At 74.3% G+C, this 11,927-nt stretch carries 18 protein-coding genes; 5 read left to right on the forward strand and 13 right to left on the reverse strand.

From position 1 onward, the window contains the following. Positions 1 to 128 precede the first annotated feature (128 nt). From ACZ514_RS16200 to ACZ514_RS16245, 10 genes are all read right to left on the reverse strand, one after another. The gene (locus ACZ514_RS16200; protein ID WP_468164916.1) at positions 129 to 401 is read right to left on the reverse strand and encodes a gas vesicle protein K; all 273 of its coding nucleotides are present in this window, start codon (positions 399 to 401) and stop codon (positions 129 to 131) included. After that, positions 398 to 580 carry a gas vesicle protein gene (locus tag ACZ514_RS16205; RefSeq protein ID WP_468164914.1) on the reverse strand — a complete coding sequence of 61 codons (183 nt, stop codon included), beginning with the start codon at positions 578 to 580 and terminating at the stop codon, positions 398 to 400. Before ACZ514_RS16205 ends, ACZ514_RS16200 begins: the two co-directional genes overlap by 4 nt. Then, the gene (locus tag ACZ514_RS16210) at positions 577 to 1,413 is read right to left on the reverse strand and encodes a GvpL/GvpF family gas vesicle protein (protein WP_469124997.1); all 837 of its coding nucleotides are present in this window, start codon (positions 1,411 to 1,413) and stop codon (positions 577 to 579) included. Before ACZ514_RS16210 ends, ACZ514_RS16205 begins: the two co-directional genes overlap by 4 nt. Then, positions 1,410 to 1,727: a gas vesicle protein gene (locus ACZ514_RS16215; RefSeq protein ID WP_468164910.1), complete on the reverse strand. Its 318-nt coding sequence runs from the start codon at positions 1,725 to 1,727 to the stop codon at positions 1,410 to 1,412. Before ACZ514_RS16215 ends, ACZ514_RS16210 begins: the two co-directional genes overlap by 4 nt. Beyond that, positions 1,724 to 2,689, reverse strand: a complete 966-nt coding sequence (locus ACZ514_RS16220) for an SRPBCC family protein (protein WP_469124998.1) — start codon at positions 2,687 to 2,689, stop codon at positions 1,724 to 1,726. The genes ACZ514_RS16215 and ACZ514_RS16220 overlap by 4 nt, the downstream gene beginning before the upstream one ends. Beyond that, complete coding sequence (locus ACZ514_RS16225; RefSeq protein WP_469124999.1) at positions 2,682 to 3,206, reverse strand: DNA primase; 525 nt, start codon at positions 3,204 to 3,206, stop codon at positions 2,682 to 2,684. Before ACZ514_RS16225 ends, ACZ514_RS16220 begins: the two co-directional genes overlap by 8 nt. Next, on the reverse strand, positions 3,203 to 3,439 hold the full coding sequence (locus ACZ514_RS16230) for a gas vesicle protein GvpG (protein WP_468164903.1): 237 nt from the start codon (positions 3,437 to 3,439) through the stop codon (positions 3,203 to 3,205). The genes ACZ514_RS16225 and ACZ514_RS16230 overlap by 4 nt, the downstream gene beginning before the upstream one ends. A 2-nt stretch (positions 3,440 to 3,441) precedes the next feature. Continuing rightward, positions 3,442 to 4,161, reverse strand: coding sequence for a GvpL/GvpF family gas vesicle protein (locus ACZ514_RS16235; protein ID WP_468164901.1), 720 nt, complete (start codon positions 4,159 to 4,161; stop codon positions 3,442 to 3,444). Continuing rightward, on the reverse strand, positions 4,158 to 4,592 hold the full coding sequence (locus ACZ514_RS16240) for a gas vesicle structural protein GvpA (protein ID WP_468164899.1): 435 nt from the start codon (positions 4,590 to 4,592) through the stop codon (positions 4,158 to 4,160). Before ACZ514_RS16240 ends, ACZ514_RS16235 begins: the two co-directional genes overlap by 4 nt. 83 nt (positions 4,593 to 4,675) lie before the next feature. Further along, the gene (locus tag ACZ514_RS16245; protein ID WP_468164897.1) at positions 4,676 to 4,987 is read right to left on the reverse strand and encodes a gas vesicle protein GvpO; all 312 of its coding nucleotides are present in this window, start codon (positions 4,985 to 4,987) and stop codon (positions 4,676 to 4,678) included. 198 nt (positions 4,988 to 5,185) lie between these two features. Between ACZ514_RS16245 and ACZ514_RS16250 the strand changes: the two genes are divergently transcribed. The 5 genes from ACZ514_RS16250 to ACZ514_RS16270 all read left to right on the forward strand — a co-directional run bounded on the left by ACZ514_RS16250 (position 5,186) and on the right by ACZ514_RS16270 (position 9,942). Then, the gene (locus ACZ514_RS16250) at positions 5,186 to 5,308 is read left to right on the forward strand and encodes a hypothetical protein (protein ID WP_468164895.1); all 123 of its coding nucleotides are present in this window, start codon (positions 5,186 to 5,188) and stop codon (positions 5,306 to 5,308) included. A 418-nt stretch (positions 5,309 to 5,726) separates the two neighbouring features. Next, positions 5,727 to 6,704: an AraC family transcriptional regulator gene (locus ACZ514_RS16255; RefSeq protein ID WP_468164893.1), complete on the forward strand. Its 978-nt coding sequence runs from the start codon at positions 5,727 to 5,729 to the stop codon at positions 6,702 to 6,704. 563 nt (positions 6,705 to 7,267) lie between these two features. Then, positions 7,268 to 7,636, forward strand: a complete 369-nt coding sequence (locus tag ACZ514_RS16260) for a PRC-barrel domain-containing protein (protein ID WP_388938054.1) — start codon at positions 7,268 to 7,270, stop codon at positions 7,634 to 7,636. Positions 7,637 to 7,658: 22 nt separating this feature from the next. Further along, positions 7,659 to 7,853 carry a hypothetical protein gene (locus ACZ514_RS16265; protein WP_468164891.1) on the forward strand — a complete coding sequence of 65 codons (195 nt, stop codon included), beginning with the start codon at positions 7,659 to 7,661 and terminating at the stop codon, positions 7,851 to 7,853. 358 nt (positions 7,854 to 8,211) lie between these two features. Further along, positions 8,212 to 9,942 carry a SpoIIE family protein phosphatase gene (locus ACZ514_RS16270; protein WP_468164889.1) on the forward strand — a complete coding sequence of 577 codons (1,731 nt, stop codon included), beginning with the start codon at positions 8,212 to 8,214 and terminating at the stop codon, positions 9,940 to 9,942. An 80-nt stretch (positions 9,943 to 10,022) separates the two neighbouring features. On the opposite strand, the gene ACZ514_RS16275 is transcribed toward ACZ514_RS16270, so the two are convergent. The 3 genes from ACZ514_RS16275 to ACZ514_RS16285 all read right to left on the reverse strand — a co-directional run bounded on the left by ACZ514_RS16275 (position 10,023) and on the right by ACZ514_RS16285 (position 11,920). Further along, positions 10,023 to 10,481 carry an ATP-binding protein gene (locus ACZ514_RS16275; protein ID WP_468164887.1) on the reverse strand — a complete coding sequence of 153 codons (459 nt, stop codon included), beginning with the start codon at positions 10,479 to 10,481 and terminating at the stop codon, positions 10,023 to 10,025. Between the two features lie 189 nt (positions 10,482 to 10,670). Beyond that, positions 10,671 to 11,621: an anti-sigma factor RsbA family regulatory protein gene (locus tag ACZ514_RS16280; protein ID WP_468164885.1), complete on the reverse strand. Its 951-nt coding sequence runs from the start codon at positions 11,619 to 11,621 to the stop codon at positions 10,671 to 10,673. Further along, positions 11,618 to 11,920: an STAS domain-containing protein gene (locus ACZ514_RS16285; RefSeq protein ID WP_468164884.1), complete on the reverse strand. Its 303-nt coding sequence runs from the start codon at positions 11,918 to 11,920 to the stop codon at positions 11,618 to 11,620. Before ACZ514_RS16285 ends, ACZ514_RS16280 begins: the two co-directional genes overlap by 4 nt. Positions 11,921 to 11,927: the final 7 nt, after the last annotated feature.

Consider the following 11,927-nt stretch of genomic DNA (forward strand, 5'->3'; position numbering starts at 1 on the left):
CCGACGACCGCCCATTTTGCACGACCTGTCCGCCCCCGAAGGGCCGGACACGACGTGGAATGTCTCGGTTAAGCAAAAGACGCGGAGATGATATGCATAAACATGGTCCTACTATTCCCCCGTTCGTCTCACAGGAGTGAGCCCAGAGGACCGAGGTCGATGTTGAGGTCCTCGGGAGCCAGTCCGAAGCGGGTCCGCAGGAGGTCCATGCGGTCCTCGAGGAGCATGAGGGTCTGCCCGAGCCGTTCCTCCTGGTCCTCGGTGAGGTCACCGGCCTCGACGCGCCGCAACGCCTGACGCTCCATCAGCTGCCGCAGGAGCTCGATCACGGTCAGCACGAGGCGGCCCAGTTCGCGCTCGACGGTATCGGGGTCGAGTTCCACTCGCCTGGGCGTGCTCACGGGCTCACCTGCTTCCAGGGGGAGGGCACGGCGTCGTTCACCGAGCTGATGAGGGCTTTGAGGTCGACGCGGACGAGATCGATGCCGGCGATGCCCAGGGTGATGTCGCCGGCCAGGACCACCCCGCCGGCCAGCAGCCGGTCGAGGATGTCCACGAGCGCGACCTGCTCGCCGGTCACCGCTCCTCCCCGCGCCGTTCGGCGGCCGTCAGGGTGAAGGAGTAGGGGACCCAGGGCCCCGTGACCTCGCCGCGGATCCCGGACGGGAGGTCCGCTGGGCCGGGCACGGCGTCGAGGAAGGCCTGCCGGGCCTCTCGGGGGACCAGGTACGCGGCGTTCAGCACGTTGGCGTCCCGCACCCCGGAGAGCCCGGCCTGCTGAGGGGGGTGCAGGACCGCGTCGTTCGCCCGCCCGGCCAGCCGCCGGTGCACCTGTTCGGCCGTTCCGGCGGCCAGGCCCGCGCGTTCCTCGCGGCGCCGGCGGTCGACGAGGCGCCGCTTGAGATAGCCCCGTCCGGTTCGCGGTACGCCGTCGGACGGATCCGCCGACCCGTCGGGACCGCCCTCGGCGGAGGAGCGGGCCGGCCCGGCCGTCGTCAGCGCGGGGGAGTCCGCCGCGTACAGCTTCACACCCCACTCCTCCGTGTCCGCCAGCCGTTCCAGGGCGCTCGCGAGCCGCTCCCGCCCCTCGGCCAGGAGCCTGCGCACCCCCTCCTCCCCGCGGCACACGGTGGCCAGCCTCAGCGGCACCGTGGTGAGGGAGCGGCCGACGCCGGCGACCACCCGGTGGTGCCGCCGGGCCAGCGCCGACAGCCAGTCCAGGTCCTCCAGCCGCCGGCGCAGCGGGGCCTCGCCGAACTCGGCGGGGTCGACCGCGGAGACCACCGCGGCCAGCACGCCGTCGTCCACCACCCCGAGACCGGAGCCGTCCGGGCCGCAGGAGGCCAAGGAGTCGCGAACTCCCGGCCCCGACCCGACGACGGTGTACACGTAGAAGAGTTCCGGCTCGCTCATGCCCGCTCCTGACGCCCTTCCAGCTCCGCCACGCGCCGGCGCAGCTCCTCGTTCTCCCGTCCGAGCTCGCGCCCGCGTGCCGCGGAGGACAGGGCGGGATCCTGCTCCCACCAGTCGATCCCCATCTCCTTGGCCCGCTCCACCGAGGCCACGACGAGACGCAGCTTGATGGTGAGCAGTTCGATGTCGAGGAGGTTGATCCGGATGTCGCCGGCGATGACCACCCCCTTGTCCAGGACCCGTTCGAGGATGTCGGCGAGGTTGGCGCTGGACCCGCCGTCGTACGTACCCGGCAGGCCGGAGGGCATCGTCATGACCGGCGGGCCTCCTCGCGGCGGCCCGCGCGTGCCGGCGCGGGCCCGGTTTCCGCGGGCTCGGCCTCCTCGTCGTAGGCCTCGTCCTCGTCATCCGGCTCGTACTCCTCCTCGTACTCCTCGTACTCGTCGTCGTCCTCGAACTCGCCGTCCACGAAGGCGTAGTCGCCGTCGGACGGTTCCTCCGGAGCGGCGTACGCCCCGTCCTCGCGGTCCGCTGCGTCCTCGCCCGGTTCCACGGCGTCCTCCTCCTCGTGGGGCGCGAAGGCCCCGTCGTCCTCGGTCCGGCCGTTCCGGCCGTCCGGCTCCCCGCCCTCGAAGGCGAGGAACCGCGCGTAGTCCTTCAGATCCCCGCGGGCCCGGCGGCCCGGGGCCCCGCACAGGCCGGCCGCCCTCTCCAACAGGCCCCGGGGGTGGTGCTCGACGGCCAGCAGGACCCGGGTGAGCCCGTCGGCGAGGGCGTGGAAGGTGACCACGCACCGGGTCGTGCCCCGGGTGCCTTCAGAGGTCCACGCGATGCGCTCGCCGGGGGTCCGCTCGGTGACACGGGCCGTACGGGACCGGAAGGCCCCGGTGGTCCCGTCGCCGGCGGTGTCCCCGGCCGTGTCCCCGGGGGATTCCCGGAAGCCGCGGTAGCGGGTCCACCGGTCGTAGGCCTCCTCGACGTCCACGCCGACGTCGACCGACTCCAGGACCACGGCGGGCCCGCCACCGCGCCCGCCACCGCGCCCGCCGCCGCCCCGGTGTCCGGGGCGGCGGCGCGGCACGAGGGATCCGAGCCCCGGGCCCTTGCCCGACGCCACGTCCTCCAGGCGCGCCACCGAGCGTCCGAGGCTCGCGCCGGCGCCGGCCAGGAGCCGTTCGGCGCGGGCCATCAGGTAGGCCTCCAGCTCCAGCCTGACCCGGTCGGCGGCGGGGCTCTCCCCGAGCCGGCCGAGGAGGCCGGAACGCGGCTCAGCCATCGTCGCCCCCCTCACCGCCGCCGGCCGCCCGCTTGGCCGGACGGCGCCGGCCGGACCCGCCCCCGGACGCCGGCCCGCCGCCCGCCTTCCGGGCGGGCGCCGAGCGGGACGCCTTCTTCGGGGTGGCCGTCCGGCGCGCGGGACGGCCCCGGCCCGAGCCGTCCCCGCCGTCGTCGCCGTCGGCCGGGGCGGGCCCCATGGCGGCCAGCCGCTCCCGCACGTCCCGGGTCCGGTCGTGCAGCCGGTCGGCGACGGCCTCCAGCTGCCGGTCCACCAGCAACCCCGCGGCCGCGGACCCGACCCCGCGCAGGTCCTCGCGCAGTTGCTCTCCCAACTCCCTGAACCGCGGGTGCTCCTTCAGGTGGTTCGCGAGGAGTGAGGCGAGGACCTCGGCGTCCGGTTTGAGTTTCCTGCCCATGACCAGGGTTCCCACGGTGAAGGCGAGCTTCGCCTTCTTGGTCCGCCCGAGCAGGTAGCCGGCGCCCACGGCCAGGCCCATCGTCACACGGTCGTTCATCGCGTCCGCGCCCCCCCTTCCAGTCGTGCCAGGAGTTCGTCCTCCCGGCGGTCGAACTCGGCCTCGTCCACTTCGCCCGCTTCCAGCGCCTCGACGAGCCGGGCCAGCTCCCGGTGGACCACGGCCGGGTCGTAGTACTGGCGCTCGGCTTCCTCGACCACCTGCCGCAGCACCCAGACCGTCCCGCGGAGGGGGGCGGCGGGCAGCAGCAGTACCTCCGTGAGCAGACCCATGGTCAGTCCGCGTCCGCGAAGCTGTAGGAGGGCAGCGGCCCCGTCACCTGCACGCGCAGCCGCTCGTGCTCCTCGTGCAGGTGGCGCACCGCCCCCAGGAACTCCTCCCGCCGCTCGCGGGCCACCAGGAACGACAGGTTCGCCAGCCACCCCGTGCCCTCCGGGCCGTGCCGCAGGGCGGCCGCGTACGGCCTGAGCGTCCGCTCGACCAGGGCGGCGTCGGCGCGCTCCTGCGCGGAGACGGCCCGGGCGACGCGCTCCCCGAAGGCCAGCTTCTGTTCGTGGGTGCCCCCGCCCGCCTCCCGGTTGGCCTGGTGCAGGGCACGCAGCTCCGGATCGGCGCCGACCACGTCGAAGAGCACCGCCTCCTCCTCGTGCGAGGCCTTCACGTTGAACTCGTCCTTGCCCTCCAGCTCCGCGAGCCGCTCCAGGTAGCGCTCCTGACGCCGCTCGAGGACGGAGGTGACGGTGTCGTCGTCGGGGGAGACCCCGCCGAAGCGCAGCGGCAGCACCGGCCCCCTGCCGCCCGCCTGGATCACCACCCGCTGGTGGGCGAGCAGATCGCGCCGCTTGGCCCTCAGCTCGGCCGGCGCGTCACTGACCAGGGCGACCAGCTTCCCGGCGCGCACCGTGCGCACGGGCAGTGGCGGTTCCCCCACGCCCTCCAGGGTGTCGGGCAGGTCCTGACCGGCCCGGGCTATGCCGTAGACGTACGTGCTCATTCCTTCTCCTCCCGGCGGGCGGTGGTGCGCCGGCTACGGGGCCGGCTTTCGGTCTTCTCCTCCGAGGCGTCCTCGCGGGCCTGGTGGAACGCGTCCGAGATCGTCTGCGCGGCCCCGCTCAACGCCCCCTTCGTCTTTCCGCGGGCCCCGGACTCCGTGATCTCGCCGACGAGGTCGGGCAGGCCCGGGCTCTTGCGCGGCCCGGCCTCCAGGTCGAGGCGGTTGCACGCCTCCGCGAAACGCAGATAGGTGTCCACGCTCGCCACCACGACACGGACGTCGATCTTGAGGATCTCGATGCCGACCAGGGAGACGCGTACGAACGCGTCGATCACCAGGCCGCGGTCCAGAACGAGTTCGAGTACGTCGTACAGGCCGCTGGAGCCGCCGCCCGAGGCGGCGGGAGCGGGCTGGGCAGGAACGACAGTCATGATTTCCGGTTCCCTTTCGTCACGTGGGGACGGGGACGGGGACGGGACAGGGGCGGCGTTGACGCGGCGCGAACCGCGCCGGCTCAGCGGCGATCCGCGCGGCCCCGCTCGTACCGGCTGGTACGCCGGTACCCGACGAGCTCGCCCTCGGCGTCGACCTCGACGTCGTAGGAGGCCAGCAGGCTCATCGTGTCCGGAACGCGGGCCAGTTCGAGGACCTCGACCGCGAGGTGCCAGACGCCGTCCTCGCCGCGTTCGCAGCGGCTGACCCCCTCGGCGGGCTGCGACAACAGCTCCGACAGCTGCTCGATCGCGGCCCTGATCACCGAAGCGGCCCTCAGGGGTCGTGCCCCCCCGCCCGCCTTCTTCTCTTCTCCGTCGGATGCGTTGGCCATGAATTCCTCCTGGCGCGTATGTCCGTCCGAGCCGCCGCCAAACGGCCCGGCACCGTCCGCTCCCGGCACGGGCGCGTCAGAAACCCGCCTGCGCCGATCCGTTGGGGCCAAACCCGCGGCACGCGACAACCGCATCCCCCGGTCCCCGGACCCGCATCCGGGGGTGTCACCTCTCCGTTCGGGGGCACCCGCGTCCGTATGACATCGAACACAACGGCGGCCTCGCTGTGGGCCGCGGACACCGGACACGCCTGGCTGCACCTGCTGGTGATGGCCTTCGCCGTGCTCGTCCTCTGGGTCAGCCTCGCCCGGCACAGGTGAGCCCGTCCCGGCGGCCGGGAGCGGTGACGGCTCCGGCCGCACGAGACCACGTCAAAGGATCCCCACCGTGTTGTTCTTGGCACTGCTCGTACCGCCGCTGATGATGTGTGCCGTCCTCGGGCTCGCCCGCTACGAGGAGCGCATGCTGGGACCGTCGACGACCGGCAGGCACAGACGCCGTACGGAGCCCGCTCCGGGCGGACCCGGCGCCGCACCGCTCTCCGCGCCGGGGTTCCCCGTCCGGCGGAGCGCCGCACGCGGCCGGCCGGGACGGCGCGTACGGGGGGAGGACCCGTGCCGGACGGCCGCGCGCCGGACCGCCCGCACCCCGCGAACGCGCCCCGCCCACGCGCTTCCCGACGTACGCTGAGGCCGCGCCGCTCCCCCTGCCGCGCCCCCGCGGAAGAGGAAGCCCAGCATGCACCAGCCGTCGAACTCCGGCCCGCACGACGGGCCGGGTTTCCGGACCACCGACGTGGACGTCGCCCGGGACTGGCTGAAGGCGGCCTACGGGACGAGCCTGCGCATGAAGACCCCGGCCCACGACAGCGCCTTCCGGTACACCCGCACGCACGCCGGTCCCGTCGGGCTGAGCACCCTGTCCCTGGCCACCGAGTACGCCTACGCCACGGGCCCCCTCGGCGCGGTGGCCGTCACGCACGTGGCCGGCGGCCGCATGGCCGGGGAGTGCGCGGGCGAGGTCACCCGGGCCGGGCCCGGCGATGTCATGGTGATCGCCCAGCCCCACCTCCCGTACGCGGGACGGGTGTTCTCCGCCGATCTGCGTGCCGTGACGGTGCCGCTCGCCCTGCTGGAGGAACTCGCGGGCCGCCCGCCGGGCAAGGCCGCCCGCCCGCTGCGCTTCACCCGCTTCACCCCCGTCTCGGACGTCATGGCCCGCCAGTGGAAGCGGACCGTCGACTACGTCCAGGCGAGCGTCCCGGCACTGCACACGGGCAGCCAGCCGCTGCTGGTCGACGCCGCCGCCAGGATGCTGGCCGCGACCGTCCTGGCCGCCTTCCCCACCGACGGCCGGCCCGACCCCGTCCTGGCGGACACCCGCGACGCGACGCCGGAGACCGTCCGCAGGGCCGTCGCCTTCATCGAGTCACAGCCGGCTTCCGAGATCGGCCCGGCCGCGATGGCCGCCGCCGCCGGCGTCACCGCCCGGGCCCTCCAGTACGCCTTCCGGCGCCACCTCGGCACGACCCCGACCGCCTACCTGCGCCGTGTACGCCTCGCCCTGGCGCACGCCGACCTGGTCGCGGCGGACCCCTCGCGGGACACGGTCACGGCCATCGCGCACCGGTGGGGCTTCCACCACCAGGGGCGCTTCTCCGCCGCCTACCGGGAGGCCTACGGAGTCACCCCCCGGCACACCCTCGCCGGCTCCTGAGCGGTTCCGGGCCCCGCCCCCTCCGTCCGCGGGCGCCGTTCCCGGCCGGACGACGAGGAGGTGCTCACCCCGCTCCACGACCTGCAGCCCGGCCTCCCGCAGGATCACCACGAGGGCCGTCCGGAGCGCCTTGTGCAGGCCGGCCAAGGAGGTGAACCGGGAGAGGTCCTCCTCGTGGCCGTGCACCTGGACCGTCGGCCGCAGCACCTCACGGGCGACCCACCCCACCAGGACCCCTTCGGGGGCCGTCCACACGCGCAGGCCGTCCCCCTCCCGGGCGGACGTGTCGAAACCGGCCCGGGCCAGGACGAGCCGGACCCGCTCACGGTGCTCGTCGTGCCCCTCCCCGGGCGGCTCGGCGGTCGGTACGGCCGGTGTGGATGGCATGCACCTACTTCAGCGACCCGGGGCCCGCGGCGAAAGCCGCTGCGCGAAAGGTCCGGCCGCGGACGGTCGGAAAACGAAGCAGCCGTGCCACGGCACCGTGTGAGACCCGGCATGCGGGGCAGGCGGGACGTCACGCAAGGCAACCATGACCAGCCGATCGGAAAGGACCACTCTTCATGACCGAGAACGTGTGGGGCTACCACGAGACGTCCGGCCGCCTTCAGGGCGTCGACCTGAGCGGATTCAAGGTCGAGGCGGTCGACGGCGCCATCGGCAAGGTCGACAAGCATTCGGACGAGGCCGGCTCCGCCTACATCGTGGTCGACACCGGTCCGTGGATCTTCGGCAAGGAAGTCCTCCTGCCGGCCGGCACTGTCTCGCGGATCGACGTGGACGAGGAGAGGATCTACGTGGACCGGACGAAGGAGCAGATCAAGAACGCTCCCGAGTTCCACCGGGAGAAGCACCTCGGGGACAGCGGCTACCACGACGAACTGGCGGCCTACTACCGGTCCGGCGGCGCCTTCGGGGGCCGTCCCCTCTGAACCGGCACGAGGAGCACCAGACATGAGCGAGCACAAGAAGCACCACCGGACGACGACCCCGCCCTCGCAGGCCCCGGGGGAGAGCGGTGACCAGGAGGCCCGGAAGGAAGCCGAGGAGGCCGTCGTACCGGGCAGCCAGGACGGTGAGGCGGGAGACGCCCTCACCCCCAACACCGACGCCCAGCGCCGTACGGCCGCCCGCGACCGCCGCCGGTGACGGGTACGACCGCGCTCCCCGGTGCCGCCGAGGCACCGGGGAGCGCGGTCGTACGCCCCGGCGCCCGCTGAACGGGCCGGCCGGGGCGTACGCGTGGACGGCAGACGGTGGCCGCACACCGTTCCGGGGGGAAGGAGGACGGAGTGCGGCCACCGCTCTCGGGCGTCGCCACACCGCTCAAAGGGGCTACGCACCGACATCCCGCGTGTGTCCCGTCCCCGCGCTCCCAAACCCCCCACTCGCCGCCGATTCCGACGTGCGCCGGCGGGCCGCTGCCAGCACCATGGCCTGTGCACCCCGCCGGACGACGGGGCACCGCCGCGCCGTCCGGACACCCCACCGCGAAGGCAGGCCCGTCATGAGTCCCGCCGTTCCAGAGGACCCCGAGGGACTCAAACTGCTCATCGCCCGCGAGGTCGCCGCGCTGCGGGCCGCCGCCGGCCGCAGCGCCGGGGTCCGGCGCGAGGACCCCGCCGCCGCCCCCCAGCCCGCGCCGGGCGAGGAGCCCGCCGCGCGGGCCTGCCCCTGCGGCGGCAGCGAGGACCGGGGCCACAGCTGCGGCGACGCCGCCCAGGACCACGACCCCTGGGGCTGCGTGTGCGCCACCCTGCCCGCCATCCCGGTCTCGGCCGCGCTCCTCGCCCCCGTCGAGGACGACAGCGGCCGTACCGCCGACTTCGTCGTCCGGGCCGGCAACCACGTCCGGTCCGCGGAATGGCTCGACCCGCCCGACCGGCAGGTCGGCAGCAGGCTGCTCGCGGCCCGGCCCGGTGCCGAGGCCGGCGGTCTGCTCGCCGCTCTGACGGACGTCCTGCGCACCGGCCGGGCCCTCAAGGCGCACCCGGTGGACTACACCGAATGGCGGGGCGGCCGGCTGCACCGCACCACACTGCTGTACGACGCGGCGTCCTGCGGCGGCCAGGTACTGGCGACCTGGCGGCCGGCGCACGCGCACACCGAGCTGATGTCCCTCGAAGCGCAGTACATCGCCTCCATGGGATGGGCCCACTACGACCTGCTGGCCGGTACCACCACCTGGTCCGACGGCCTGTGCGCGATCTTCCGTACGGGGCCGGAGGACCGGATGACCCTCACGGACCTGTGCGACGCGGTGCTGGTGGAGGACGTGGCCCGGTTCGGCCGGCTCCTCAGGGAACTCTTCGACGGCGAGGAGCCGCCCGGCACCGACATCCGCTTCAGCGTCCACGGCGACGCCCGCACCCTGCACGTGGTCGGCCGGCCGGTGATCGACACCCACGGCCTGCCCTGGGCGATCCACCTCATCGTCCGGGACCTGACCCCGCAGGTCCGCAGCAGGCAGCGGCTCGCCGCCAGCCGGCAGCAGACCGAGAGGCTCCGCGAGGAGGCGGCGGCCGAGAGGAGGGTCGCCGCGGCGCTGCGCGAGGCGCTCCTGCCCACCCACTCGTCGCAGATCGCCGAGCTCGGGTACGCCGTCGCGGCGGCCTACCTGCCGGCGGAGCCGCACGCGGCCGTGGGAGGGGACTGGTACAAGTGCCGGGTCCTGCCGGACGGCCGGATCCTGCTCGCGGTGGGGGACGCCTGCGGTCACGGCCTCGGGGCGGTCGCCCGGATGGCCCAGCAGCGGCATGCGCTGGCCGGTCTCGCCCACGCCCCGGGAACCGACGCCGGAGACCTCACCACCTGGCTGAACGAACTGATCTGCGCGGACCCCTCCGGCGAAACCGCCACCGCCGTGATCGGCCACATCGACACCGACCGGCGCCTCACCTGGGCCTGCGCCGGCCACCCGCCGCCGCTCCTGCTCCGCGGAAGCCGCGCGACGGCCCTGGACTCCTCGCACCGGGGCCCCCTGCTGGGCCTGCTGCCCGGGGACGGCTACGCCACGGCCACGGTCGATCTGCTGCCGGGAGACGTGCTGCTCCTCTACACCGACGGCCTCGTCGAACGCAGGGACGAGGACCTGGGGGAGAGCATCACCACGCTGGGCCGGCGCCTCGCGACCTGCTCGGGCCGCGGCGCCCAGCGGGTCCTCGACACCCTGATGGACCTCTACGGGCGGGAGGACTTCGCGGACGACACCTGCCTGGTCGTCATCGAGGTGCGCTGAAACGGAGGGGGCCCGCTCGACACAGCCGGAGGGGCCCGCTCAACAGCCGGAGGGGCCCGCTCGACGTTCGAGGGGCCCGTTCACCGCCGTACGGCGTTGCCGGAGAGCAGCCGGGAGGCGTCGATCTCCGCCCACACGACCTTGCCGTGCGCATGGGCCTCGGCACCCCAGCGGTCGCAGAGACGGCCGATGATGTGGAGCCCGTGGCCGCCCGGGGCACCGCGCCGGGGGGACTCCTGGGGCCGCGGCATGGCCGTGGAGCCGTCGAACACCTCGATGCGCAGGACGTCACCCCGGGTCAGGACGAACTCCACGCAGCCGCCGGCGTGCAGACCGGCGTTGGTCACCAGCTCGGAGACGACGAGGAGGGTGTCCTCCGACGTGTCGGTCCCGTTCCACTCCCAGTCGCGCAGCGCCAGCCGCGTGAAGTCGCGCGCCTTCGCGACCTGGCCCGGGACTCCGGCCAGCGCCAGGCCGCGGCGCTGGCCCGCCGCCACGGGCCGGGGCGGATGGCCGGTCTCCGATCCGCTGCTCTTCACTGTGGTCTCACCCCCGCCGTGGGACACGGCTGTCTTCTCGTGGCGACCGCTCGGGCCGCTCCCGGCTGTTTCCGTCGGTTCCATCGGTTTCCGGACGGTACGTATGCCCCCTGGGCCGGCCGGTGACACCCGGCGGGTTCCTTCCCCCGGCGACTTCGAGTGCCGGGACAGTTTACGGGGGCCGGGCCTTCAGAAGTCGGCCACGCGCATTCTCAGGGTGAGACCGGAGCACGTGGCACGGATCTCGACGAGGTCGCACAGCTGGTGGATCATCCACAGGCCCCGCCCGCCGTTGGCCGACGCGAGTGCGGGGCGACGGCGGCCCGCCAGGGGATCGGCCAGGCGGCCGCCGTCGCGGACCTCCGCCACCACGCCCAGCTCCGGGGCGGTCCACAGGCGCAGGGTGCCGTGGCCGCCGCCGTGGGCGAGGGAGTTGGCCGCGGCCTCGCTGACGGCGAGGACCAGGTCACCCCGGCGGGCCGGAGCGAGAGGGGTCCCGAGGGCCCACGCCTCGGTGAACTCCCGTACCCGGGCGAGGTCTCCACGCACGTAGTCGAGGCTGACCGCTCCCGGACCGGGCTCCGGGAGCGGAACGTCGCAGTCGCCGCTGACGACCGAGGCGTCGGTGTAGGCCGGGCTCACCAGCTCGCGGCCCTTCTCGACGATCGTGGGATGCGTACGCCGGGCGTCGGCCACCACCGCCGCGGACAGGCCCGCCACGTCGTACGGGCACAGCACCGAGGCGTCGTGGCCGGCGAAGGCGGTGTTGATGAGCGCCTCGTGGCGCGTGGCCTCCAGCACCTCGGCCTCCGTCCGGCCGGGCCAGATGGGTTCGCCGACGATGCGGGCGGGCCGGCCGGCGTGCCGTTCGGCGAAGTCCCGCAACGCGGCGAGGATGCGGCCGGGGTTGCGGCCCAGGCGCGTCATGTCCACGTACTCGACGCCCGACGCGGCGCCGCCGAGGCCCTCCCGCAGCGGACCGAGCCGGGGACCGGGTACGGCGACCAGGACCGGCTCGTCCGCTTCGAGCGCGGTACGCACGAAGCCACCCACCCCGGCCAGGTACTCGTCGGGCCCCTGGTAGAAGAGCGCGGGATGGTGGAAGCCCCCGGGGGCGTCGGCCGCGGAAACGGTGATCATGCTGCGACCTCCAGCGCGGCGCATTCGTCCGGGAACATCTCCACCACCTTGCGGAGCGAGTACGGGGGGTCGTGGAGCAGCAGGCAACGGCCCTGCCCGCGGAAGGCGGCCGACGTCCGTACCAGGGCGGCCACGGCGGCCGCGTCGAGGAAGCTGACCGCCCCCAGGTCCAGATGGACGACCCGCCCCGGCATCATGCTCACCGAGGCCAGCGCCGCACCCAGCGCACGCCGGGAGTCCAGGTCCCCGCTGCCGCTGAGGCGCGCGCCGGCCCGGTCTCCGAGAGGTACGGCTGTCAAGGCCACC

It is taken from the genome of Streptomyces sp. NPDC034086 (assembly GCF_055575515.1).

What these genes read in the sequence shown, in the direction of transcription:
- ACZ514_RS16260 (WP_388938054.1), top strand. Translation starts at nt 7,268, where the DNA reads ATGACCGAGAACGTGTGGGGCTACCACGAGACGTCCGGCCGCCTTCAG.
- ACZ514_RS16280 (WP_468164885.1), bottom strand. Translation starts at nt 11,621, where the DNA reads ATGATCACCGTTTCCGCGGCCGACGCCCCCGGGGGCTTCCACCATCCC.
- ACZ514_RS16230 (WP_468164903.1), bottom strand. Translation starts at nt 3,439, where the DNA reads ATGGGTCTGCTCACGGAGGTACTGCTGCTGCCCGCCGCCCCCCTCCGC.
- ACZ514_RS16210 (WP_469124997.1), bottom strand. Translation starts at nt 1,413, where the DNA reads ATGAGCGAGCCGGAACTCTTCTACGTGTACACCGTCGTCGGGTCGGGG.
- ACZ514_RS16240 (WP_468164899.1), bottom strand. Translation starts at nt 4,592, where the DNA reads ATGACTGTCGTTCCTGCCCAGCCCGCTCCCGCCGCCTCGGGCGGCGGC.
- ACZ514_RS16215 (WP_468164910.1), bottom strand. Translation starts at nt 1,727, where the DNA reads ATGACGATGCCCTCCGGCCTGCCGGGTACGTACGACGGCGGGTCCAGC.
- ACZ514_RS16225 (WP_469124999.1), bottom strand. Translation starts at nt 3,206, where the DNA reads ATGAACGACCGTGTGACGATGGGCCTGGCCGTGGGCGCCGGCTACCTG.
- ACZ514_RS16270 (WP_468164889.1), top strand. Translation starts at nt 8,212, where the DNA reads ATGAGTCCCGCCGTTCCAGAGGACCCCGAGGGACTCAAACTGCTCATC.
- ACZ514_RS16220 (WP_469124998.1), bottom strand. Translation starts at nt 2,689, where the DNA reads ATGGCTGAGCCGCGTTCCGGCCTCCTCGGCCGGCTCGGGGAGAGCCCC.
- ACZ514_RS16265 (WP_468164891.1), top strand. Translation starts at nt 7,659, where the DNA reads ATGAGCGAGCACAAGAAGCACCACCGGACGACGACCCCGCCCTCGCAG.
- ACZ514_RS16245 (WP_468164897.1), bottom strand. Translation starts at nt 4,987, where the DNA reads ATGGCCAACGCATCCGACGGAGAAGAGAAGAAGGCGGGCGGGGGGGCA.
- ACZ514_RS16250 (WP_468164895.1), top strand. Translation starts at nt 5,186, where the DNA reads ATGACATCGAACACAACGGCGGCCTCGCTGTGGGCCGCGGACACCGGA.
- ACZ514_RS16235 (WP_468164901.1), bottom strand. Translation starts at nt 4,161, where the DNA reads ATGAGCACGTACGTCTACGGCATAGCCCGGGCCGGTCAGGACCTGCCC.
- ACZ514_RS16255 (WP_468164893.1), top strand. Translation starts at nt 5,727, where the DNA reads ATGCACCAGCCGTCGAACTCCGGCCCGCACGACGGGCCGGGTTTCCGG.